Origin of the sequence: Nocardioides taihuensis, assembly GCF_042657275.1 — a bacterium.
Taxonomy (GTDB): domain Bacteria; phylum Actinomycetota; class Actinomycetes; order Propionibacteriales; family Nocardioidaceae; genus Nocardioides; species Nocardioides taihuensis.
Genome location: NZ_JBHSKD010000011.1, coordinates 104,968 through 124,564 on the forward strand (window position 1 = coordinate 104,968; position 19,597 = coordinate 124,564).

Annotated in this window: 21 protein-coding genes; 4 read left to right on the forward strand and 17 right to left on the reverse strand. The window is 71.2% G+C overall.

Annotated elements, in window-relative coordinates:
- The 3 genes from ACFPGP_RS11850 to ACFPGP_RS11860 form a co-directional block, all read right to left on the reverse strand.
- Complete coding sequence (locus tag ACFPGP_RS11850) at positions 1-726, reverse strand: YwaF family protein (RefSeq protein WP_378590332.1); 726 nt, start codon at positions 724-726, stop codon at positions 1-3.
- An 89-nt stretch (positions 727-815) separates the two neighbouring features.
- Positions 816-1,214 carry a DUF6542 domain-containing protein gene (locus ACFPGP_RS11855; protein ID WP_378590333.1) on the reverse strand — a complete coding sequence of 133 codons (399 nt, stop codon included), beginning with the start codon at positions 1,212-1,214 and terminating at the stop codon, positions 816-818.
- A 20-nt stretch (positions 1,215-1,234) separates the two neighbouring features.
- Complete coding sequence (locus ACFPGP_RS11860; RefSeq protein WP_378590335.1) at positions 1,235-2,311, reverse strand: DNA recombination protein RmuC; 1,077 nt, start codon at positions 2,309-2,311, stop codon at positions 1,235-1,237.
- Between the two features lie 94 nt (positions 2,312-2,405).
- Here ACFPGP_RS11860 and ACFPGP_RS11865 point away from each other — a divergent pair, with 94 nt between their 5' ends.
- On the forward strand, positions 2,406-3,632 hold the full coding sequence (locus ACFPGP_RS11865; protein ID WP_378590337.1) for a lipopolysaccharide biosynthesis protein: 1,227 nt from the start codon (positions 2,406-2,408) through the stop codon (positions 3,630-3,632).
- A gap of 3 nt (positions 3,633-3,635) precedes the next feature.
- Here the strand turns inward: ACFPGP_RS11865 and ACFPGP_RS11870 are convergent, their stop codons facing one another.
- The 6 genes from ACFPGP_RS11870 to ACFPGP_RS11895 are packed head-to-tail and all read right to left on the reverse strand — an operon-like array spanning position 3,636 to position 9,696.
- Complete coding sequence (locus tag ACFPGP_RS11870; RefSeq protein ID WP_378590339.1) at positions 3,636-4,364, reverse strand: class I SAM-dependent methyltransferase; 729 nt, start codon at positions 4,362-4,364, stop codon at positions 3,636-3,638.
- A complete protein-coding gene (gene rffA, locus ACFPGP_RS11875; RefSeq protein ID WP_378590341.1) occupies positions 4,361-5,548 on the reverse strand; it encodes a dTDP-4-amino-4,6-dideoxygalactose transaminase in 1,188 nt (395 codons plus the stop codon). The genes ACFPGP_RS11870 and rffA overlap by 4 nt, the downstream gene beginning before the upstream one ends.
- Positions 5,545-6,333 (reverse strand): sulfotransferase family protein, encoded by a 789-nt coding sequence (locus ACFPGP_RS11880; protein WP_378590343.1) that lies wholly within the window; start codon positions 6,331-6,333, stop codon positions 5,545-5,547. The genes rffA and ACFPGP_RS11880 overlap by 4 nt, the downstream gene beginning before the upstream one ends.
- Positions 6,330-7,313, reverse strand: coding sequence for a glycosyltransferase family 2 protein (locus tag ACFPGP_RS11885; RefSeq protein ID WP_378590345.1), 984 nt, complete (start codon positions 7,311-7,313; stop codon positions 6,330-6,332). Before ACFPGP_RS11885 ends, ACFPGP_RS11880 begins: the two co-directional genes overlap by 4 nt.
- A gap of 56 nt (positions 7,314-7,369) precedes the next feature.
- A complete protein-coding gene (locus tag ACFPGP_RS11890) occupies positions 7,370-8,896 on the reverse strand; it encodes a hypothetical protein (protein ID WP_378590347.1) in 1,527 nt (508 codons plus the stop codon).
- Positions 8,896-9,696 carry an exodeoxyribonuclease III gene (locus ACFPGP_RS11895; RefSeq protein ID WP_378590349.1) on the reverse strand — a complete coding sequence of 267 codons (801 nt, stop codon included), beginning with the start codon at positions 9,694-9,696 and terminating at the stop codon, positions 8,896-8,898. Before ACFPGP_RS11895 ends, ACFPGP_RS11890 begins: the two co-directional genes overlap by 1 nt.
- A 184-nt stretch (positions 9,697-9,880) precedes the next feature.
- Between ACFPGP_RS11895 and ychF the strand changes: the two genes are divergently transcribed.
- Positions 9,881-10,957, forward strand: coding sequence for a redox-regulated ATPase YchF (gene ychF, locus ACFPGP_RS11900; RefSeq protein ID WP_378590351.1), 1,077 nt, complete (start codon positions 9,881-9,883; stop codon positions 10,955-10,957).
- A gap of 20 nt (positions 10,958-10,977) precedes the next feature.
- Here ychF and ACFPGP_RS11905 read toward each other — a convergent pair whose 3' ends face one another.
- The 3 genes from ACFPGP_RS11905 to ACFPGP_RS11915 are packed head-to-tail and all read right to left on the reverse strand — an operon-like array spanning position 10,978 to position 13,896.
- Positions 10,978-12,087, reverse strand: coding sequence for a tyrosine-type recombinase/integrase (locus tag ACFPGP_RS11905; RefSeq protein WP_378590353.1), 1,110 nt, complete (start codon positions 12,085-12,087; stop codon positions 10,978-10,980).
- A 1-nt stretch (position 12,088) separates the two neighbouring features.
- Positions 12,089-12,325, reverse strand: a complete 237-nt coding sequence (locus tag ACFPGP_RS11910; protein ID WP_378590355.1) for a helix-turn-helix transcriptional regulator — start codon at positions 12,323-12,325, stop codon at positions 12,089-12,091.
- Positions 12,322-13,896, reverse strand: coding sequence for a replication initiator (locus tag ACFPGP_RS11915; protein ID WP_378590357.1), 1,575 nt, complete (start codon positions 13,894-13,896; stop codon positions 12,322-12,324). Before ACFPGP_RS11915 ends, ACFPGP_RS11910 begins: the two co-directional genes overlap by 4 nt.
- Before the next feature lie 691 nt (positions 13,897-14,587).
- On the opposite strand from ACFPGP_RS11915, the gene ACFPGP_RS11920 reads away from it, so the two are divergent.
- A complete protein-coding gene (locus ACFPGP_RS11920) occupies positions 14,588-14,713 on the forward strand; it encodes a hypothetical protein (protein ID WP_378590359.1) in 126 nt (41 codons plus the stop codon).
- Positions 14,714-14,759: 46 nt separating this feature from the next.
- Here ACFPGP_RS11920 and ACFPGP_RS11925 read toward each other — a convergent pair whose 3' ends face one another.
- Positions 14,760-14,918 (reverse strand): hypothetical protein, encoded by a 159-nt coding sequence (locus ACFPGP_RS11925; RefSeq protein WP_378590361.1) that lies wholly within the window; start codon positions 14,916-14,918, stop codon positions 14,760-14,762.
- 8 nt (positions 14,919-14,926) lie between these two features.
- Positions 14,927-15,472 (reverse strand): hypothetical protein, encoded by a 546-nt coding sequence (locus ACFPGP_RS11930; RefSeq protein ID WP_378590363.1) that lies wholly within the window; start codon positions 15,470-15,472, stop codon positions 14,927-14,929.
- An 824-nt stretch (positions 15,473-16,296) separates the two neighbouring features.
- Between ACFPGP_RS11930 and ACFPGP_RS11935 the strand changes: the two genes are divergently transcribed.
- Entirely contained in the window at positions 16,297-16,485 is a 189-nt protein-coding gene (locus ACFPGP_RS11935) for a hypothetical protein (RefSeq protein WP_378590366.1), read from the forward strand.
- A 75-nt stretch (positions 16,486-16,560) separates the two neighbouring features.
- On the opposite strand, the gene ACFPGP_RS11940 is transcribed toward ACFPGP_RS11935, so the two are convergent.
- Genes ACFPGP_RS11940 through ACFPGP_RS11950 form a run of 3 tightly spaced genes read right to left on the reverse strand, consistent with a single transcriptional unit; the run spans position 16,561 to position 19,573 of the window.
- Positions 16,561-17,727, reverse strand: coding sequence for a cytochrome P450 (locus ACFPGP_RS11940; protein WP_378590368.1), 1,167 nt, complete (start codon positions 17,725-17,727; stop codon positions 16,561-16,563).
- A 38-nt stretch (positions 17,728-17,765) separates the two neighbouring features.
- Positions 17,766-19,160 (reverse strand): MFS transporter, encoded by a 1,395-nt coding sequence (locus ACFPGP_RS11945; RefSeq protein WP_378590370.1) that lies wholly within the window; start codon positions 19,158-19,160, stop codon positions 17,766-17,768.
- Complete coding sequence (locus ACFPGP_RS11950; protein WP_378590372.1) at positions 19,157-19,573, reverse strand: hypothetical protein; 417 nt, start codon at positions 19,571-19,573, stop codon at positions 19,157-19,159. The genes ACFPGP_RS11945 and ACFPGP_RS11950 overlap by 4 nt, the downstream gene beginning before the upstream one ends.
- Between the last annotated feature and the right edge of the window lie 24 nt (positions 19,574-19,597).

A 19,597-nucleotide genomic window follows, 5' to 3' on the forward strand; every position in this document is an offset into this window, starting at 1 on the left:
TCAGGTGAGCGCGGGCGATCGGGCTGCGTCCCCGGCCGCAGCACGGCGCCCGGCGGCAGTCCAGGGCAGCGTGATCAGGGCCCAGACCGCGCTCACCAGCACCACCTCCGACACGACGTACCAGGGCCAGGGGCCCAGCAGGTCCAGGAGCGAGCCGCTGCCGGGCTTGCCGTTGAGGTAGCCGTAGTTGGTGCCCGTCGTGACGTTGAACGCCATCACCGCGACCATCCACCCGATGGTCAGTCCGATGGTCGATCCGAAGAGCCGCCACGAGGGACGGACGCGGAGGGCAGCGGTCAGGTAGAGGGCGGCCCACACGACCAGCACGTGCATCGTCCAGTAGCCGATGAACCGCGGGTGCGGGAACGCCTGGGACAGCGAGGGCGTGACCAGCGCCTGGGAGGTCAGCGTCAGGCCCCAGTAGCAGGTGAGGGCGCACGCCCAGGGTCGGCGCGTCCACAGGGCGTACGCCGTCACCACCCAGGCCAGGTCGCACAGGTGCAGGGGCAACGACGTGTCGAGGCTCCAGTCGCCGGGGAGGAGCTGGAGCACCTGCAGGGGCAGCGCGGTCGCGATGATCGCGATCGAGAAGACACGCCGCGAGCGCTCTTCTGCGGAGGTGCCGCGCACCCGTCGCCCCTGCCGGATGAGCACCGGGATGCCCGCCACGAACAGGGCCAGCATGAGGTAGTGGCTGGTGCTGAAGGCCTCGAACCGGTCGTCCATCAGCGCAACGGTGGCCGCGCGCGCCTGCCCCGGCATCCGCTCGCGTACTCATCCGGGCTGGTCGGCCGTGCCCGGTCGAACCTGTGCCCTCAGCTGCGGGCGACCCGCTGGCGCACCGCCAGGGTGCCCAGGCACAGCACGTAGCCGGCGACGAGGGCCGCGCTGTGGTGGGAGAGCCCGGTGACCACGGCCTGCACCGGGGAGTCGTCCGGGTCGGCGATCGACCCGGGCTCGGTCAGGGCGAGCAGCACGAAGACCCCGAGCATGATCAGCGGGGGCAGGACGCCCACCACGAAGAAGTCGCTGGGCCGCACCGCGAGCGCCAGCCCGAAGCACAGCGCCACGAAGCAGAGGTCGAAGAACAGGCTGACCCGCCCGACGAGGAGCACGTCGAGCACGACGACCGACAGCGTGACGGCGACGCCGAGCGCCACCACCTGGCGGCCCGGCTCGCGGCCCTCCTCCCAGAGGGTGCGCGCGTGGGTCACGCCATCACCGTAGGGCCGCGTCACGGCTCGCCGGAGGCGGCGCGCCGTTCGGCGGCCCCGGCGGGTCCGGGCGGATCGAGGCTGGTGAGCCGGGCCCGCTCGCCGGTGCCGACGCTGCGGGTCGTCGCCTCGACCTGGCGCGGCGAGGCCAGGTCGTCGGAGACCACGGAGAGGTCGGTGAACCGTCGCGCCGCGACCAGCACCCGCGACTCGTAGGAGCCGACGGCCTGGTTGTAGTGGCCCACCGCGGCGCCCAGCGACCGCCCGACGGCGTCGAGGTGCTGCGTGAGCACGCCGAGCCGGTCGTGGAGGTCGCGCCCCAGAAGGTGGATGTCGCGGGCGCGGTCGGCCAGCGCCTCGTGGCTCCAGCCGTGGGCCACGGTGCGCAGCAGCGCGATCAGGGTGGTGGGCGAGGCGAGCACGACCTGGCGGTCGGCGGCGTGCTCGATCAGGCCCGGGTCGGCCTCGAGCGCGGCCGCCAGGCACGACTCGGCGGGCACGAAGAGCACCACGAACTCCGGTGTCTCGGGCAGCGAGCGCCAGTAGGCCTTGCCGCCGAGCGCGTCGACGTGCGCACGCACCTGGCGCGCGTGGCGGACCAGCGCGTCGCGACGCAGCGCCTCGTCGTCGTGGGACGTGGCGTCGAGGTAGGCGTCGAGCGGCACCTTGGCGTCGACGACCACCGAGCGGCCGCCCACGAGGTGGACGACGAGGTCGGGGCGCCGCGCCCCGTCCTCGAGCCGCACCTGCTCGCTGAAGTCGCACCGCTCGACCAGCCCGGCCAGCTCGACGGCCCGGCGGAGGTGGAGCTCGCCCCAGCGCCCGCGCACCTGCGGGCGGCGCAGCGCCGTCGACAGCGAGCGCGTCTCGCGGCGCAGGTCGTCGACCTGCTCGTGGAAGCGCCCCTGCCAGGTCGCCCGCTGCTCCTCGAGGTGGCGGACCTGGTCGCTGAGCCGGTCGAGCCCCTCGAGCAGCTCGGCGCGGTCGTCGGGCTCCGCCACCGCCCCCGCGGGCCGCGAGCGCGCCCAGAGCACGCCGACGAGACAGCCCAGCACCAGGCCGGCGGCCAGGCCGAGGACGAGCGTGAGGGTCTCCATGTCCACGAGCATGGACGAGACCACCGACAACCGGCGGCGGCGACACCCGCCACCGGGCCGTCGCCGCACCCGGCATGGGGCAGAATCGCCCGCGATGAGGTCCAGGTCGCGCTCGACGAGCCTGCTCGCCGTCGGCTCGGTGGCCAGCGGCCTCGGCGCCTACCTCTTCTTCTCCCTCACCACCCACGCGCTCGGCGCCACCGACGCCGCGCCGGTGTCGGTGCTGTGGGCCTGGTGGTCGTTCGCGGGCGCCGCGCTCACCTTCCCGGTGCAGCACTGGGCCATCCGTGCCCTGGCCGCGGACGGGGACGAGCGCCGGGTCCGCGCGACCACGCCGTGGCTCCTCGTGGCGGCCGTGGTGCTGGCGGGGCTCTCGTCGCTGGTCGCGTGGTTGCTCCGCGACCCGCTCTTCGCCGGCCACTCCGGAGTGTTCCCGCTGCTGATGGGGCTGGTGGTGCTCGGCAGCGTGGCCAACGGGCTGGTCCGCGGCCTGCTCACCGGCCGGCAGCGCATCGGCACGGTGGGGGCCAGCCTGTTCGGCGAGAACGCCCTGCGCTGCGTGTACGCCGCGGTGCTCTTCGCCGCCGGCGTGACCGACCCCGCGGCCTACGGCTGGAGCCTGATCGGCGGCTACCTCGTGCTGGCGTTCTGGCCCGGGGCGCTGTGGGCACGCGGGGGCACCGGCCCGCTGCCCCCGGCCGAGCCGCTGCTGCGCTTCCTGGGCCCGGCCTCCGGCGGCCAGCTGCTCGCGCAGGGCGTGCTGACCGGTGGTCCGGTGCTGCTGGCGCTGGCGGGCGGCTCGCCGGCCGAGGTGACGAGCCTGTTCGCGGCCCTCGCGCTCTTCCGCGCGCCGTACACCCTCGGCACGAGCATGGTCGCCCTGCTCACCGGCCGCTTCACCCGCTTGCTGGTGGCCGGCCGCCACGACCTCGTCCGCAGGGCCGGCTGGCAGCTGGTCGGGGTGACCGCGGTGACGCTGCCGCTCGCGGCGGCGTTCGCGTGGACGTTCGGGCCGGCGCTCCTGGAGGTCGTCTTCGGCGAGGGCATCGACCTCTCGCGCGGGCTCACCACGCTCGTCGCCGTCGGCAACGTGCTCGCGGTGGCCGGTCTCGTCGCCACCACGACCCTCCTCGCCGCCGGACGGGCGGTCCACCTCGTGGCCTTCTGGGTGGGGGCGATCGCCGTGGGGTCCGCCTGGTGGGTGGCCGTGCGGCCCGGGCCGCTGCCGGGCACCGTCGGCTGGTTCGTGGTCGTCGAGACGGTCGCGGCCGCGATGCTGCTCACGACCGCGGTGCGCTCCGCCCGCCGGGTCGCCGGGTAGCGGTCAGGGCTTCCGCGCCGCCACGAAGACCGAGGACCCGAACGGTAGGTCGTGCTTCTCCAGCCAGCGCGCCTCGCGCCGGCTCACCCCGGTCAGCAGGCGGTCGACGACGGGGGAGGGCTGGGGCAGCCGGGCGGCGTCGCCGGGACGGCCGGGCCGCACCCGACGCACGAGACGCTCTGCGGCGAACGCCGGGAAGACGCCCGCGAAGCCGTACGTCGCGCGCTGCACCTCGAGCCCGACCCGCTCGACGGCGGACACGATCCGCGGCCGCGTGTAGCGGCGGTGGTGCCCGGCCTGCACGTCGTGGTCGCTCCACGCCCACTGGTAGGCCGGCACCGACAGCAGCAGCCGCCCGCCGGGCACCAGCACCCGGGCGAGCTCGCCGAGGGCGCGCCCCTCGGGCTCGCAGTGCTCGACGACGTCGAAGGCGCCGACCACGTCGAACGACGCGTCCGCGAACGGCAGGGCCAGCGCGCTGGCGCAGACCCCGCGCCCCGCCGGCAGCCCCCGCGGGTCGAGGTCGGTCGGGACGTGCAGGGCCGTCGCGCGCAGCCAGCCCACGCTCGGGCCGTCGGCGCTGCCGACGTCGAGCACGCGGGCCGGCTCACCGAGGTGGGCGGCGAGCGCGGAGTGGAGCAGGGCGGTGCGGGCGCGGTACCACCAGTACTCCGGCTGCTCGATCGACGAGGAGCCCTGCTGCTTGACCGGACGACCCGTGCGCTGGCTCACCGCGCACCCTCCCGGAGCACCGCGACCAGCGTGTCGACGACACGCGTCGTGTCGGCGGGGGTGAGCTGCTGGTGGAAGGGCAGGCGCAGGAGCCGCGCGCTCACGTCGCTGGTCACCGGGCAGTCCGTCTCGCGGGCGGCGAACCGGCGCCCACCCTCGGAGTCGTGCAGCGGCACGTAGTGGAAGGTCGCCTGCACCCCGTGCTCGCGCAGCCGCTCCACGACGACGGGCCGGGTCCCGGCGGTCGGCAGCAGCACGTGGAACAGGTGCCACGCCGGCTCGCGGTCGGCGGGCACGGTGGGGAGTGTCAGCCCCAGCTCCTCGGCGTACGGCGCCAGCCCCGCGGCGTACGCCTCGAAGACCTGGCGGCGGGTGGCCTGGATGCGGGCGCGCTCCTCGAGCTGACCGAGCAGGAAGGCCGCCAGCAGGTCGCTCAGCGCGAACGACGAGCCGGTGTCGCGCCAGCTGTACTTGTCGACCTGGCCCTCGAGGAAGGCCTTGCGGTCGGTGCCCTTCTCGTAGAGCACCCAGGCCCGCGCCACGTCCGCCGGGTCGTTGAGCAGCAGCGCCCCGCCCTCGCCGCAGACGATGTTCTTGGTGTCGTGGAAGCTCAGCGTCGCCATCCGGCCCAGGCTGCCGAGCGGCTCGCCGCGCCAGCGGCCGAAGAGCCCGTGCGCGTTGTCCTCGACCACGGCGACGTCGGGCCGGTCGCGCAGCACCTCGCGCAGCCCGGCGACGTCGCAGGCGATCCCGGCGTAGTGCACGACCACGACCGCCCGCACCGTGTCGTCGAGCAGCGCCGCGACGCTGGCGGGATCGACGCCCAGCGTCTCGCGCTCGATGTCGCAGAACAGCAGCTTCGCACCAGTGCGGGCGAACGCGAGCGCGGTGGTGGAGAACGTGAACGACGGCACGATCACCGTGTCACCGGGACCGAGGTCGAGCAGGAGCGCCGAGAGCTCGAGAGCCGTGGTGCAGCTCGTCGTCAGCAGCGCCTCGACCGCTCCGGTCTCCTCGCGCAGGACCGCGGAGGCCCGGCGCGTGAAGGGGCCGCCCGAGCGCAGGTGCCCGCCCGCCAGCGCCTCGGCCAGGTGGGCCTGCTCACGCCCGTAGGTCGTGACGGCGTGGAAGGGCACCGGCCGCGCGGAGTCGGCGTCGCGGGGCTCGTGGCGGGTGTCCGTCACGGGGTGCGGCTCCTCTCGGTGGTGGTGGCCCAGGGCGGCGTGCGCCCGAGCAGCGAGGTCAGGGCGCGGTCGCTGTCTGCAAAGTACCCCCGGAGCCGGTGCCGCAGACCTGCCGGTAGCTCCGGGACGGGCGCACCGTCGCGAGCGGAGTTGACGGCCGTGCCCCAGCCGGCGGGCTCGTGGTCGGGATCGACACCCAGGAAGCGGTAGACCTCGCCGAGCACGCCGCGGTCGTCGCCGACCTCCTCCAGGAAGGTCACGTGCAGCCGGTCGCCCATCGCCTCCCGCCAGGGAGCGAGCTCGTCGGCGTAGCGTCCGCGGGCGAGGTAGCGGTACGGCGAGACCGACGTGCGCTGCTGGTCCCACGCCCGCACCTCGCCGTCGAGCTCGGCGGCGAGCGCCTCGTCGAGCGGTCGCTCCTCGAGCCCGCCGGCGGTGCTGAACGCCCAGTTCGAGATCGCCCGCTCGACCGGGTCGCGCAGCTGCACGAGCACGAGCGGGTCGTCGAGCACGGAGGCCGCGCGCGCGATGGCGTCGGGCCGCTCGAGGTAGCTGGTGCTCTTCTCGCCGAGCACCCGCGTCGCGTCGGTCGCGTGGCCGAACCACGTCGCGTCGTACCACCCGACGCCGCGCTCGACGACCTCGTCGGAGAGGAAGACCTTGGGCTCGGGGCGCGCCGGGCGGGCCATCGCGACCTGCGGGTGGTCGGCCAGCAGGTCGTGCAGGTAGGTCGTGCCGCAGCGCTGGGCGCCGATCACGAGCAGGTGGCGGGGCGACCCGCTCACGTCCGGCCCCGGCCGACCCGGTTGACGACGTGGTAGCTGTCCTCGGTGCTGACGGTGTTGAGCGTGCGGACGATGTACTCCCCGAGCATCGACATCAGCGCGATCGTGAAGCCGTTGAAGAGCGAGAGCAGCACGACGGTCGTCGTCCAGCCCTTCACCACGGTGTTGCCGAGCAGGCCCTGCAGCAGGAACCACCCGCCGAGCAGCAGGCTGGCGAAGGAGATCAGGAAGCCGACGAACGCCAGCGCCCGCAGGGGGAACGACGAGTAGCTGAAGAGGATCGTCAGCACCAGTCGCAGGATCCGCAGCGTGCTGTAGGTGCTCCGGCCCACCGGCCGCGGGTCGTGCCGCACGGGCACGTGCGTGCGGTCGTGGGAGTAGAGCAGCGCCTGGCCGGTGATGTAGGGGTACGCGGTGCGCGAGGCGCAGATCCGGTCGACGACGTCGCGGCGGATGATCCGGTAGTTGGAGACCGACAGGTCGGATGGCTGGCCGAAGATCCGCCGGTTGAGCAGATCGATCATCTTGCTGCCGAACCGGCGGTAGGGCGCCGCCTGCTTGCGGATGAACTCGCCGAACACGAGGTCGTGCCCGCGCATCGCCGCGTCGATGAGCTTCAGGGCCTCCTCGGGCGGGTTCTGGAGGTCGTCGTCCATCGTGATCACGTAGTCGCCGTGCGACTCGCGCAGACCGGCCAGGTTGGCGTGGTGCTGGCCGTAGTTGTGCAGCAGGTCGAGCGCGACCACCTGCGGGTACTGCTCGGCCTTGGCGCGGATGACGTCCCAGCTGCGGTCGGGGCTGCCGTCGTTGACGAGGATCAGCTCGAGGTCGAGACCGGCCTCGGTGAACACCTCGACGACGCGGTCGACGGTCGTGCCGACGACCTTCTCGCTGTTGAAGACCGGGATCACCACGGAGTAGGTGAAGGAGGTACGGTCCAGCTCCCCGTCGGGCTGCCCGGGGTCGGCCGGTCCGGTCATGCCTCGCATCCTGTCACAGCCGAGGTGACGGCTGCGGGCCCCGGGTCGGGCCCGGTTCAGCCCGCCGGCGTGTAGTCGAGCGCGGCCTGCAGCTCGGCGATCTTCTCCTCGCCGACGTCGTTGCGGACGTACCAGTAGAACTGGTCGGAGGCGCCGATCATCGTGTAGTGCTGGGCGATCTCGTCGTTGATGAACGGGTACCAGGTCGGGTGGTCCATGGTGATGAAGGTCGGCTGCGCGGCCTCCACGTCGTCCACGAACCCCTCGATGCCGCCCGGCCAGGTGTCGTCGACGTAGTCGGTGAGGCCGGTCAGGAACATCTGGTGGCGGAACGGGTTCGTGCGTCCGGTCAGCACCAGCGGCTGCGGAGCGCCGATCGAGACGACCGTGGCGTCGTCGGGGACGAGCGCGAACACCGCCTCCACGTCGGCGCGCTGCTGGTCGAGGGTGTCGACGCGGGTGGTGAGCGCGGTGACGACGCTGACCAGGATGCCGCCGGTGATCAGGGCGAGCACCAGCCCGTCGGCGAGCCGCGGTCGCCGGGGCAGCAGCACCCGCCGCGTCAGGGCGACGAGCCCGCCGAAGCCGAGGGCCGCCACCGGGAGGAAGACCATCAGGTCGCCCCACCCGTTGAACGCGCGCAGCGACCAGAGCGCGGAGCCGACGCCCCCGGCGGCCACGGCCATCAGCGAGGGCTCGGCGAGGTCGCGCCGGCGTACGGCGGGCACGAGCCACAGCAGGGACACCAGGGCGAGCAGGCCGAGGCCCACCACGACCAGCCAGGTCGTCCAGCCGAAGCCCTCGGTGATGATCGTCGGCTCCACGCGCAGCGACTCGAGGATCCCGGGCTGGTCGGTGTAGCTGGAGTTGATGCCCACGAAGCCCTCGTAGAGCTCGTCCAGGGCGCCCCAGACCCAGAACACCACGATGCACCCGACGGACACGGCGATCCCGCCGAGGGCGAAGCGCACCAGGTCGCGGAACCACCGGCTCCGGTCCAGGGCCAGCGTGCCGCCGAGCGCCGCCGCGGCGCCGAGGAAGAGCGCCGGCTGCCACGTGAGCGTGGCCAGGGCGGTCAGCGCGCCGGCGGTCGCCCAGCGGCTGCGCGTGGTGGCGAGGAGCGCGAGCGTCACGAGCAGCACCATCGTGGTCTTCTCGCGTGGCCCGCCGGTGGCGTAGAGGACGAAGCCCTCGAAGGCGAGCAGGGCCACGGCGGACGTGGCGCCGGCCAGCCGCGAGCGGTAGACGTCACGACCGAGGAGGTAGAGCACCCAGACGCAGGCGATCGAGAGCACCATGAAGAGCACGCGCATGCCGGTGAGCTCGTCGGCGCCGACCGCGCGCGCCCCGAGGACGCCGACCGCCGGGACGAGGTGGGCCAGCGGGCCGGCGCGGTTGAGCACGGCCACGTACGGCGCGACGCCGTCCGCGGCCTGCTGACCGGCGTACGCGTAGAGCGCGAGGTCGCGCGACAGCGCGCCTCCGAAGCCGTGCAGCAGGAAGACGACGAGGGCCAGCAGCGCGAGCGCCACCCCCCAGAGGTCGAGGCGGAGGCCGCGCCACCGCCCGGTGCGCGCGGGCATCAGTCGGGCACGCCGTCGGCGCCCGGGGCCAGGTCGACCAGCACCGGGGCGTGGTCGGAGGCGCCGGTGCCCGCGCGCTCGTCGCGGTCGATGTGCGCTCCCGTCACCCGCGCTGCAAGCGACGGCGAGCCGAGCACGAAGTCGATCCGCATGCCGCGGTTGCGCTCGAAGCGCTGCCGGTAGTAGTCCCAGTAGGTGTAGACGCCCGGGCCGGGGGCGTGCGGCCGGACGACGTCGACCCAGCCGGCGTCGAGGAACGCCTGGAAGGCGGCGCGCTCGGGCGGCGTGACGTGGGTGTCCTTGGCGAAGGCCGCGATGTCGAAGACGTCGTCGTCCTGGGGCGCGATGTTCCAGTCGCCGACCAGGGCGGTGTCGGTGCCCGCCCACCCCTCGGCCGCCTCGCGCAGTCGGGCGAGCCACTCGAGCTTGTAGACGTAGTGCGGGTCGTCGACCTTGCGGCCGTTGGGCACGTAGAGCGACCAGACCCGGACGCCGCCGCAGGTCGCGCCGATGGCCCGCGACTCCGGAGCCACCGGGTCGCCCCACCCCGGCATGCCGGGGAACCCGACCTCGACGTCAGCGATGCCGACCCGGCTCACGATGGCGACGCCGTTCCACTGGTTCGTGCCCGCTGCGGCGACGTCGTACCCCAGGGACTGCAGGCCCATGAGCGGGAGCTGGTCCTCGCGGGCCTTGGTCTCCTGCAGCGCCAGCACGTCCACGTCGTGACGCTCGAGGAAGGCCTCGACGCGGTCGATGCGTGAGCGGAGCGAGTTCACGTTCCAGGTGGCGATGCGCACGCAGGGAGGCTAGCGCGGCCACCTCGACCCCCAGCACTGCAGGTTGGTGAGCTGCCGCTGCTCCGGATCCGGTGCCCGGATCCCCCTGCCCGGGACGGGTTGCACTGCTGGTGCCGTCGGCGGACTCAGGGCGCCAGGGCGCTGATTGGGAGGGCCACGGGCCGGCGACCTAGACTCGCCGCCCGTGGCCCTCACCATCGGCATCGTCGGTCTGCCCAACGCGGGCAAGTCGACCCTCTTCAACGCCCTGACCAAGAACGACGTGCTCGCGGCGAACTACCCGTTCGCGACGATCGAGCCCAACGTCGGCGTGGTCGGGGTGCCCGATCCGCGGCTCCCGCGGCTCGCCGAGCTGTTCGGCTCGGCCAAGGTGCTGCCGGCCACCGTCGAGTTCGTCGACATCGCCGGCATCGTGCGTGGCGCGTCGGAGGGCGAGGGCCTCGGCAACAAGTTCCTCTCCCACATCCGCGAGTCGGCCGCCATCTGCCAGGTGACCCGGGTCTTCCGCGACGAGGACGTCACCCACGTCGACGGCGAGGTCAACCCCGCCAACGACATCTCCACGATCCAGACCGAGCTGATCCTCGCCGACCTGCAGACGCTCGAGAAGGCGATCCCGCGGCTGGAGAAGGAGGCCCGCGGCAACAAGTCGCTCGTCGCCAACCTCGACGCCGCCAAGGAGGCCCTGGGCCACCTCGAGCGCGGCACGCCGGTCACCGCCACCACGGTCGACCGTGCGCTGGTCCGCGAGCTGTCGCTGCTCACCGCCAAGCCGTTCATCTACGTCTTCAACTGCGACGCCGACGAGCTCGGCGACGAGGACCTCAAGGAGCGGATGCGCGCGCTCGTGGCGCCGTCCGAGGCGATCTTCCTCGACGCGAAGTTCGAGGCCGAGCTGGTCGAGCTCGACGACGACGAGGAGGCCCGCGAGATGCTGGCCGAGCTCGGCGTCACCGAGCCGGGCCTCGAGGTGCTCGCGCGCGTCGGCTTCGAGACCCTCGGCCTGCAGACCTACCTGACGGCCGGCCCCAAGGAGACCCGGGCCTGGACGATCCGCCGGGGCGCCACCGCCCCCGAGGCCGCCGGCGTCATCCACACCGACTTCCAGCGCGGCTTCATCAAGGCCGAGATCGTCAGCTTCGACGACCTCATGGAGTCGGGCTCGATGCTCAAGGCCAAGGAGCGCGGGCTGGTGCGCATGGAGGGCAAGGACTACGTCATGCAGGACGGCGACGTGGTCGAGTTCCGCTTCAACGTCTGAAACAGGGTCGTTTCCGCAGGTCAGAGCGTTGTGCCCCCCGCTTGGGGCGCCGACGGGGCACACGAGGCCCACGCAGTGTCGATCGCGCGGCGTGTCCGGTCCTCGGAATCCGGCATCAGGTGGCCGTACGTCGACAGCACCAGCGAGGCGTTGTGGTGCCCCAGCCGCTCCGCCACCGCCACGACCGACTCGCCCTGTGCCAGCAGGACCGACGCGTAGTGGTGTCGGAGGTCGTGGGAGGTCGTCGAGGGCGGCAGGCCGGCCCTGGCCACGGCCTCGGCGAAGATTCTCGTGCCGTAGTAGTCGTGCCGGTACGGCGTCCCGAACCTCGTCGTGAAGACCGTGCCGTCCTCGCCCGCCCCGAAGTCCTCGATGTGCCTGGACAGTGCCTCGGCCACCACCTGGGGCAGGGGCACCGTCCGCGTCGAGCGCCTCGTCTTCGGAGCGCTGCGCACCTTCTGCCCGGGGGCCAGCTGCCACTCGACCCGCACCGCCCGCCGCATGAAGTCGATGTCCTGCACCCTGAGGCTCAGGAGCTCACCGATACGCAGCCCCAGACCCGCCTGGGCGATGACCATCGCCCGGTTGCGGTGAGGCATGGCCTCGGCGAGATCCGCCACCTGCGCCACCGAGAGCGGCACGACCCTTTCGCGATGGGTGCCCGGGAGCGACAGCCGGACGACGGGCGACGTTGCGACGAGACGGTCGAGAACTGCTGAGGCGTAGACCGACCGGAGCAGGCTGACGAGGTTGCGCAGGGTCGTCGGAGCCAGCACCTGTGCACGGTCGGAAGCCCAGGCCTGCACCTCGGACGGCGTCACGCTGGCCAGTCGGCGAGCCCCCAGGGCCGTGCCCGCGATGTGCGTGTCGATCATGCTGGCCACCCGTCTCGAGGTGGTTGGACGATGTATCCGCGCCGCCGCCCACCTGCGCGAGTACTCGAGCACCGTCGTCCGGTCGGACGGGTCGACGTACTGACCACGCAGCAGGTCGGCCTCGATCTGCGTCACGAAGCGCTGGGCATCGATCTTCCGGCTGAAGGACCGCTTGCGTTGCCGTCCCGCGTCGTCTCGCCAGCGCGCCAGCCAGGTGACCTTGCCCTCCCGATCGCGCTTCTCCACACTGGCCATCTCAGCCAGCCGACTCTCGGAGCCACGCGCGGACCCGGTCCGGATCGAACCGCAGCTGCCGGCCGAGCTTGAAGGCCGGCGGCCCTTCACCTCTGACGCGCCACTGGTACAACGTTCCGATCGGGACGCCCAGGAACGCCGACACGTCGCGGAGGCTCCAAAGCCTCTCGCACCTGATGTCGTCATCGCTCGCTGGAGGGCGATCCGGCTCCCTGTCTCTGGTGCTGCTCATGGTCATTCCGTCCTTCCTTGCTGGTTGTCGCGCGGTCCGTGGGCATCCCTGCGGCGCTCTGCCTTCCATCGCTCGTGTTCGCGGGCACGGGCAGCTGCTGCCGTAGCCAGGACGGTCTGTGCCTCGGTCGGCCAGCCGGTGCCGAGGTAGGTCCAGGAACCGATGACGAGGGTGGTCTCGTGGTCGTCGTCGGCGAGGAGGTCGGCCTCGAGGGCGGCGAGGTCGAGCGGCTTGCCCTGCGCCCGGGACTGGTTGATGAGGGTCTGGGCGCGGCGACGAGCTCGGCGTAGCGCGGTGAGGGTGATCGAGTAGCGGCGGGACTTGGTGCCGAAGTGGCCGCGGAAGCCGAGCATGTGGGTCCACTCGCCGAGCTTGGCGTAGGCCTCGTCGCCGGTGGCCTGCTGGTGGGCGTCCGCGCGGTCGGCGAGGTCGCGGACCACGGCGCGGAGCCGGCGGTGGTGCGGATCGCTGCTCACATCGGTGCCAGTGTCGTGGTCGTCGGCGGCCTTGGTGGCGTACTTGGCGAGGTAGCCGGCGACCTGGCCGGGGGTGAGGCTCCGGTCGGGGTCGTCGGGACGGGCGCGGGTGGTGACGGGTCGGGTGTCGACCTGGGCTCCAAAGGCGAGGGTGCGGGCGGGGTCGTCGCGGTCGACGCCGGTGACGGTGAGCCGCACCCCGGCGGCCGCGTCCTTGATGAGTTCGGCCAGCTGCGGGGCGTCGAGCCGGTCGGGGGCGGGGGCGAAGCCGTCGGGGGTGGTGGGTCCGTCGAGGCGGATCAGGGCGTGGAAGTGGATCACGCCGCGGCGCTGGTACTCCGCGACCTTGGCGTACTGCACGGTCGCGACCTCCTCGAGCCGGGTGGCCGGCACGCCCAGGGCCTTGGCGACCGAGCGGCGCAGGGCGATGCTGAACCGCTTCCACAGCTCCGGTGCCCACCACTGCCAGACCAGGTGGGAGGCGTGGTCGTAGCAGCCCGGGCACAGCGGCCGCCCCACCAGCGGATCGTTCTCACCGTGTCGCGCCGCGCAGGTGGCGGGCAGGCCGTGCCGACACCGTGGCGCACCTTTACGACCGGCGTGGGGTCGGCAGGGTCGGCCATCCCGGTGGCCGTGGACGTGGCCAAAGGAGGGCGCAGTCAACGTGGCGAAAACCAGAGGGTTCTCGGCGACGGTGGGCGGGACAGTCTTCCCGCCGACGATCCCGGCCCGGATCAGCTGGTAGGTGTCGGCGGCGTAGACCCGCGAGCAGGACGGGCACACCGAGGCGCGGCGGTTCCCGCACCGCACGTGCGTCACACCCAGGGGCTCCTCGGTGCTGGAGTAGGAGGACAGGACCTCCCCGGTCGCGGCGTCGAGCGTGGTGGAGTGACCGTGGAGGCGGACCGGGTGCGCGCAGTTCCCCACCCGCGCCAGCGCCTGGGCCCAGTCGTCGAACCCGGGGGAGACGACCAGGTCGGCCAGCTGCGCCTCGAGCCGCGGCGACAGGTTCGGCAGGTCGAGCGGGGCGTGCTCCCCGTGACCGGGGAACCGGGCCTCCGACAGCCCGGCGACAGGCGCCAGGGAGCTCTGGTTGTGCATCGGCCTCACCACCCGGGGGTGTGCCACGCGGCTAGTGCGACCCGCCGCGCGGCACACCCGGCATCGGGAGGGCCACGACCACTTGGTGGAGAAGACGTCTGGACACCGGGGTCGCGCAGCGCCGAGACCAGACCTACGGTTCGCGGACGATTCGCATTGAGTCTTCGTGTCAGTAGCGGCGCGCTGTGTGTATGGCCTCTGGCCGGGGTGGGGAGCCGACCCCCAGGGGAATGTGCCCGATTTGATTTCAGAGTGTGGAGTTGTCCGCTGCCATCGAGCATGACACCGGCCACCGACAACCCCAAGGGCCCGCACCCGAATCGCCGAAATCTGTGGAGAAGCAGCGCATCAGATGGTCACACCGACCGCGTCAGAAGGTCGAAAGGCCCAGAGAAGAAGCTTCCGCTCATGCGGACGAAGCGTTCGGACCCTAGAGACTCAGCAGCAGGTGCAGCCCTCGGCACCAGCCGCAGGCAGGCGACGAGGTAGCGACGCCGAGACGGGTGCGCTGCAGTTGTCGCCACGCCATGCGGCACGGCCCTCCTTGACGGTGACCGCTGCGATCGCGACGGCGGCGATCGGGTCAGCCCATCACCATCCCAAGGTCGTTGAGGATCGCCCCATCAGGAGCACTGCTGAGAGGTAGGTACACAGAACCGCCTGAGTGCCGTCGGCGACAACGAATGGTGACGTGAGCCTCTGGCTGTTCGGCGTTGTGGCCCTGTATGGCGACGTGTACGCCCAGCCGCATGACTACAACAAGTGGAAGCGGCAACTGCTTGCCGACCAGCAGGCCGCTGCGGGAGGCGGGTTCTGAGGACTCCGCCGCCGCACCTCCATGGGCAGGGTGCCGGCGGCGGGCACTACTCGATGCCCTCGATGTGCTTGACCAACAGGCGGACGGCCTCCGCGAGCTGCGCCTGGTGCATCAGGGTGCGCCCAACGAAGTCCTCGAGCACGAACCCGCTGCCGTACTGAAAGGCGATGGCCTGGCTGTCGACGTAGGTGACGATCCGTTCCATAGCCTCAATCAGACCCTCGGCGTCGTATCGCTCTTCCATGCCCACATTCTCCGGTTTCGTCGGCGCTTTGGTTGCCCATTCCCGATGCGTTCCCATTCGAGGCCTGCGGCGTCGTAGAAGCTGACGGCCGCCTGTAGTTCTCCCGGAACCTGCAAGGTGATGCGCTTCTCCTCGTCGTCGATCCACTCAATGGGGATCTTGAAGGTGTCACCCGGTTTGATGACGCTGGTGGCCGGCTGTGCGCCGAAGATGGTCGGGGGAACTCGCCAACTGTTGAGTGTTTGAGCGGCGTCGACCCATCGAGCAGCGTCGAGCTCGAGGCCGATGACCGGGCCTTGGCTGAGATTGATCACATGAACCTGGACGACGTCTCCGGACGCCATCTCGGGGGGCGCGATGGTGACAAGGCGCGCCTGCGCAGCGTCTCTATCGCGAGCCTCTCGCCAGTGGGCGTAGCGCTCTACGCCGAGTGCTAGGAAGGCCACCCCCACTGCAGCGCAGGTACCGACCGCGCCCACGGCAGTCCACTCGTCAGGCGTCAACTGGAGATGCATGCCCCGGACCGTGCCACATCACGCCGACACGCAAACACAACAGGCCGCCATGGGCGGCTGGAGCCTATCCGCCCGATGAGGAACGGGCGGTTCCTGTCGTGTACGTCCCAGCGGCGGGGGAGTGAATGTAGGACTGTCGGTGGGGTACATGCCCACGGTTGCTCGGGGGAGCAGCACAGGCGCCCGCGACAACGCCACCCGAGAGTCGCGGGCGCCACCCAATCGGCTTCTACGTGGGGTCTGGACCTTAGGTAACGGAGCGGCCAAGCGCCTGGAGCTTCGGAGTAGCCGTCCCGCCGCGTGATGTCCGGCACCGCGGGAGGGCCATTCCCCCCAGATTCCCCCGCTACTGCCTCTCGGTATACGCCCGATTGACAGCTGGCGGCAATGCCTAATGTTCCCGAACTTCGGTGACGACAGATTCGGGCTCGGAGAGGGACTGTTGAGGAAGAGGTAGTGCGCCCGACACGGTGGCTTTGAAGACCCTTCCCGTCCAACCCGTGTGCCGGACGTGCCGGGCGACACACCTCGCCACGATGCGTGTGGCGCCCGTACCCACGTCGGGGCGACTGTGGGCACGGGGGCCACACGCCAAGAGACCCCAGAGCCGCCCCGGCACCCACTTGCCGAGGCGGCTCTGTCATCTGTCCGCCACTTTGGCGAACTTCCGCCAGCCTGCTGACCGACGAGTCAGGAACGGCTAATGTCTAGTGCGACTGCTATCTCCCGAGCAGGAGAAACCCCCGCCGTCTTCCAAGTACGGCGGGGGCTTTCGCTTCGTTCAGGCGGAGCGGACCGGGGACTTGCGGGGCAGAGGACGACCCATGCTCGGCGCCATCGCCCAGCCATCCTCGAAACGCCCGCTGCTGGAGTCCCTCGAGAGTCTTGGGGAGCGTCAGGCGCGGCCACTCGGGCAGGGTGTGGTTGTGCTCGTCGAGCCAGTCGCCGAACGCGTTCCAGAGGTGCTGGCGGAGGTTCATGCTGACACCGCCCCGGACGTCGCCGCGTACTGACGGACACGCTGAGCTGCCTCCACGAGCCGCGCAGCCAACGCCTCAGCCTGACTGGACCAGAACGCCAGCCCCAGGTCAGCGGAGCACGACGGGAACCCGCGCCCACCCGCCCACCGATTGGGCCTCACGCACAGCAGGCCGGTCGGGGGCGGGGTCGATCGATGTCGTGGCACGGAGCAGCTCGGTGGTAAGGACGCGTAGCTCCATCAGTGTCAGGGCGCGGCCGGGGCAAGCATGTGGCCCGATGCCGAACACCAGGTTCGCCTCCGCGTTCGCCGCGGGGTCGTACCCATCCGGGTCGTCGAAGACCCGAGGATCGCGGTTGGCCGCGGTCCAGTTGAGGACGACCAGCGCGCCTGCCTCGACCTGCTCGCCGCCGAGCCTGGTAGCGGCGGTGGCCCTGCGGCGGTTGGAGACGAAGGGGTCGTCGATGCGCAGGATCTCCTCCAGCGCCGCCTCGACCGCTCTGGTGTCGTGGGCCAAGACCAGTTCCCGAACCTCACTCTGCACCGCCGGCCGCGCCGCCAGGAAGTGGACGATGACCCCCACCGACATGGCCAGGGAACCCAGGTCGCCCGCGGTCCAGTTCCGCAGGATCGACACGGTCTCATCGTCCTTCAGCGCGCGGCCGTGGATCGTCTCCCGCATGAGCTCGCCGGTCAGGTCGCGAGCCGGTCCGCACCTGCGGGCATCGAGCAGGCTGCGGACAATCTGGTCGAACTGCTCGGCGACTGCCGCGGTCCTGCGTCGGTCACCGGACCGCGTGGCGGCTTGGTTCTCGTGGATCCATGCGACCAGCGTCGGCTCCAGGTCCGACGGCCAGCCCAGCCAGGTGGACTGGGTGCGGACGGCGAAGGGAAGGCCGATCTGCGCGATCGTCTTGACCGTGACCCCGCGCGGCAGTGCCTCCACGATCTGGGCGGCCCCCGCACGTGCCTGCGGCTCGAGGTCTGCGACGCGCTCGGGCGTCAGGTACCGATCGACCAGCGCCCGGTAGGCGTGGTGCTCGTCGCCATCGAGGCTGTTGGGGATAGCGCGGCGAGCGGTCACGGCGCTGGAGTACGTCGCCGGGTCGGTCGCGGCCGAGGCCACCTCGCGGTGCCCGAGCACCATCCAGCGGTCCCCGTCGCGTGCCACCGGACATCGGGCCCGCAGGTCGTCGTGATCGGCGCGCCGGTCCTCACCGGTTCGAGCGTGGGCATCGGCGGGTTCGACCCGCGGTCCGGCCGTGGGTTCGTCCATCGAGGCACCCTTTCTCAGGCGGCCCGGGGGCCGCGTGCTCAGCCAGGCCGGGGCGCTCCCTTGCGGGCGTAGCGGAACCAGGTGATGACCACGCACATCGCTGCCCATGCGATTCCGATGGTGAAGAAGGCGGTCGCGCCGATGGTGGTGATCCCGACGCCGAAGAAGAACGGGCCGAATGCGGCGATGGCAGCCGTCCAGCCGATCACACCGCCGGCTTGGCGTCGTTCGAAGATCATCGGCATCTGCTTGAAGGTGGAGGCGTTCCCGATGCCGGCGAACAAGAAGATGGCGAGCATGCCCCAGAGGAACTGGTCGAAGTCCGACTCCAGGCTGGCTGCCGAGCTCAGGTCCGGGGTAAGGGCAGGGATGGTGTACGCGATGGAGGCGATCAGTCCGATGCCGGAGATCAGCGTCCAGATGGCGCCGCCCATCCGGTCGGTCAGTGGCGCGAAGCCAATGCGAGCTGCGGCGCCGATGAGCGGACCGAGGAAGACGAATTTGACCGGGTCGGGCACGGCGTACCCGTCGATGAGAAGGGTCGCCGTGGCCCCGGCGCCGCTGACGATGTCGTCGTTGCCGGAGCCGTAGAGGTTCGACATCAGGAGCCCGAACTGGGCGGCCAGGCCGGAGAACGTGCCGAACGTCATGATGTAGAGCAGCGTCATCAGCCACGTGTCGGTGTTGTTGAAGATGTCGAACTGCTGCCTCAGGTTGGCCTTGACCGGCACGGACTTGAGCATCGTCCACGCGAGCACTGCGCCGATCACCATCAGGGGAATCCACACGAACGCGGCGTTCTGGTACCAGACCTCCTTCGAAGGCTTCCCCGCCACGGTGAGCTCCTGGCTTCCGCCGAGGAACGCGAAGAAGGAGACCGCGATCAAGTAGGGGGTCAGGAGCTGGACGAGCGAGACACCGAAGTTCCCGAGGCCCGCCTGGAGGCCCAATGCGGTGCCCTGCTTGCTGCGCGGGAAGAAGTAGGAGGTGCTGGGCATGAAGCCGGAGAACGCCCCGCCGCCGATGCCGGCAAGGAGCGCCAGCACCATGAGCTCCCAGTAGGGGGCGGTGGGGGACTGGACGCGCACGCCCCACCCGAGGGTGGAGGCGATGAGCAGCAGGCTCGTCAGTGTGACCATCTTGCGGGTGCCGAGTATCGGAGGCAGCGTCATCCATACCAGCCGGAACAGGCCGGCCGAGAGACCCGGCATGGCGGCCATCCAGTACAGCTGGGAGTCGCTGAAGGAGTACCCGAGGGCATTGAGCTTGGGGATGATTGCGCTGGGTAGGAACCAGGCCACGAACGCCAGCAGCAGGCAGAAGGTGGTGATCCACAGCGTCCGCCAGGCGAGTTTGGAGTCCCAGGAGGCCTCGTCCTCGGGGTCCCAGGATTCCAGCCATTCTCCCGAACGGCTTGATGTCGTGGAGCTCATACCAGTTCCTCCTCATGGGCCTCGCTGGGCCGTTCGATAGGTCGCGCGAGTCCCGACGACTCGGTGTGCAGCATGTGGACGGCCGTCGAGTGCATCCACAGGAGACAAATGACGGTGAGAACGAAGAACACGAAGTCGGTGCTCGACGGGAATCCGGACCGGACCTTGGTGTGGGCGAACAGCACTGGGAGGGAGAACCGACCCAAGTCGCCGGGCTGGACCTCAATGAGGCCGAACTCCGCGCTGACCGGCTTGCCCAGGATGCCGAACATCAGCCGCACCGCGAACATCAGCGTGAAGGCCGAGGTGGACAGCACCAGAACCCGCGTCACGCCGCTCTCGGCGGTCGGCTGCGGCTCGTCCTGTTGGCGAGGCGGTTCCTCGATCGTGCGGAGCAGACTCAGGGACGCCATGGCGCTCCTTTCGAGCAACCTGGT

Excerpts from the sequence above, each read along its gene's own strand:
- ACFPGP_RS11935 (WP_378590366.1), top strand. The coding sequence starts at position 16,297 with ATGCTCGGCGCCATCGCCCAGCCATCCTCGAAACGCCCGCTGCTGGAG.
- ACFPGP_RS11945 (WP_378590370.1), bottom strand. The coding sequence starts at position 19,160 with ATGAGCTCCACGACATCAAGCCGTTCGGGAGAATGGCTGGAATCCTGG.
- ACFPGP_RS11850 (WP_378590332.1), bottom strand. The coding sequence starts at position 726 with ATGGACGACCGGTTCGAGGCCTTCAGCACCAGCCACTACCTCATGCTG.
- ACFPGP_RS11950 (WP_378590372.1), bottom strand. The coding sequence starts at position 19,573 with ATGGCGTCCCTGAGTCTGCTCCGCACGATCGAGGAACCGCCTCGCCAA.
- ACFPGP_RS11905 (WP_378590353.1), bottom strand. The coding sequence starts at position 12,087 with ATGGCCAGTGTGGAGAAGCGCGATCGGGAGGGCAAGGTCACCTGGCTG.
- ACFPGP_RS11885 (WP_378590345.1), bottom strand. The coding sequence starts at position 7,313 with ATGACCGGACCGGCCGACCCCGGGCAGCCCGACGGGGAGCTGGACCGT.
- ACFPGP_RS11890 (WP_378590347.1), bottom strand. The coding sequence starts at position 8,896 with ATGCCCGCGCGCACCGGGCGGTGGCGCGGCCTCCGCCTCGACCTCTGG.
- ACFPGP_RS11930 (WP_378590363.1), bottom strand. The coding sequence starts at position 15,472 with ATGCATCTCCAGTTGACGCCTGACGAGTGGACTGCCGTGGGCGCGGTC.
- ACFPGP_RS11910 (WP_378590355.1), bottom strand. The coding sequence starts at position 12,325 with ATGACCATGAGCAGCACCAGAGACAGGGAGCCGGATCGCCCTCCAGCG.
- ACFPGP_RS11915 (WP_378590357.1), bottom strand. The coding sequence starts at position 13,896 with ATGCACAACCAGAGCTCCCTGGCGCCTGTCGCCGGGCTGTCGGAGGCC.
- ACFPGP_RS11940 (WP_378590368.1), bottom strand. The coding sequence starts at position 17,727 with ATGGACGAACCCACGGCCGGACCGCGGGTCGAACCCGCCGATGCCCAC.
- ACFPGP_RS11865 (WP_378590337.1), top strand. The coding sequence starts at position 2,406 with ATGAGGTCCAGGTCGCGCTCGACGAGCCTGCTCGCCGTCGGCTCGGTG.
- ACFPGP_RS11925 (WP_378590361.1), bottom strand. The coding sequence starts at position 14,918 with ATGGAACGGATCGTCACCTACGTCGACAGCCAGGCCATCGCCTTTCAG.
- ACFPGP_RS11860 (WP_378590335.1), bottom strand. The coding sequence starts at position 2,311 with ATGGAGACCCTCACGCTCGTCCTCGGCCTGGCCGCCGGCCTGGTGCTG.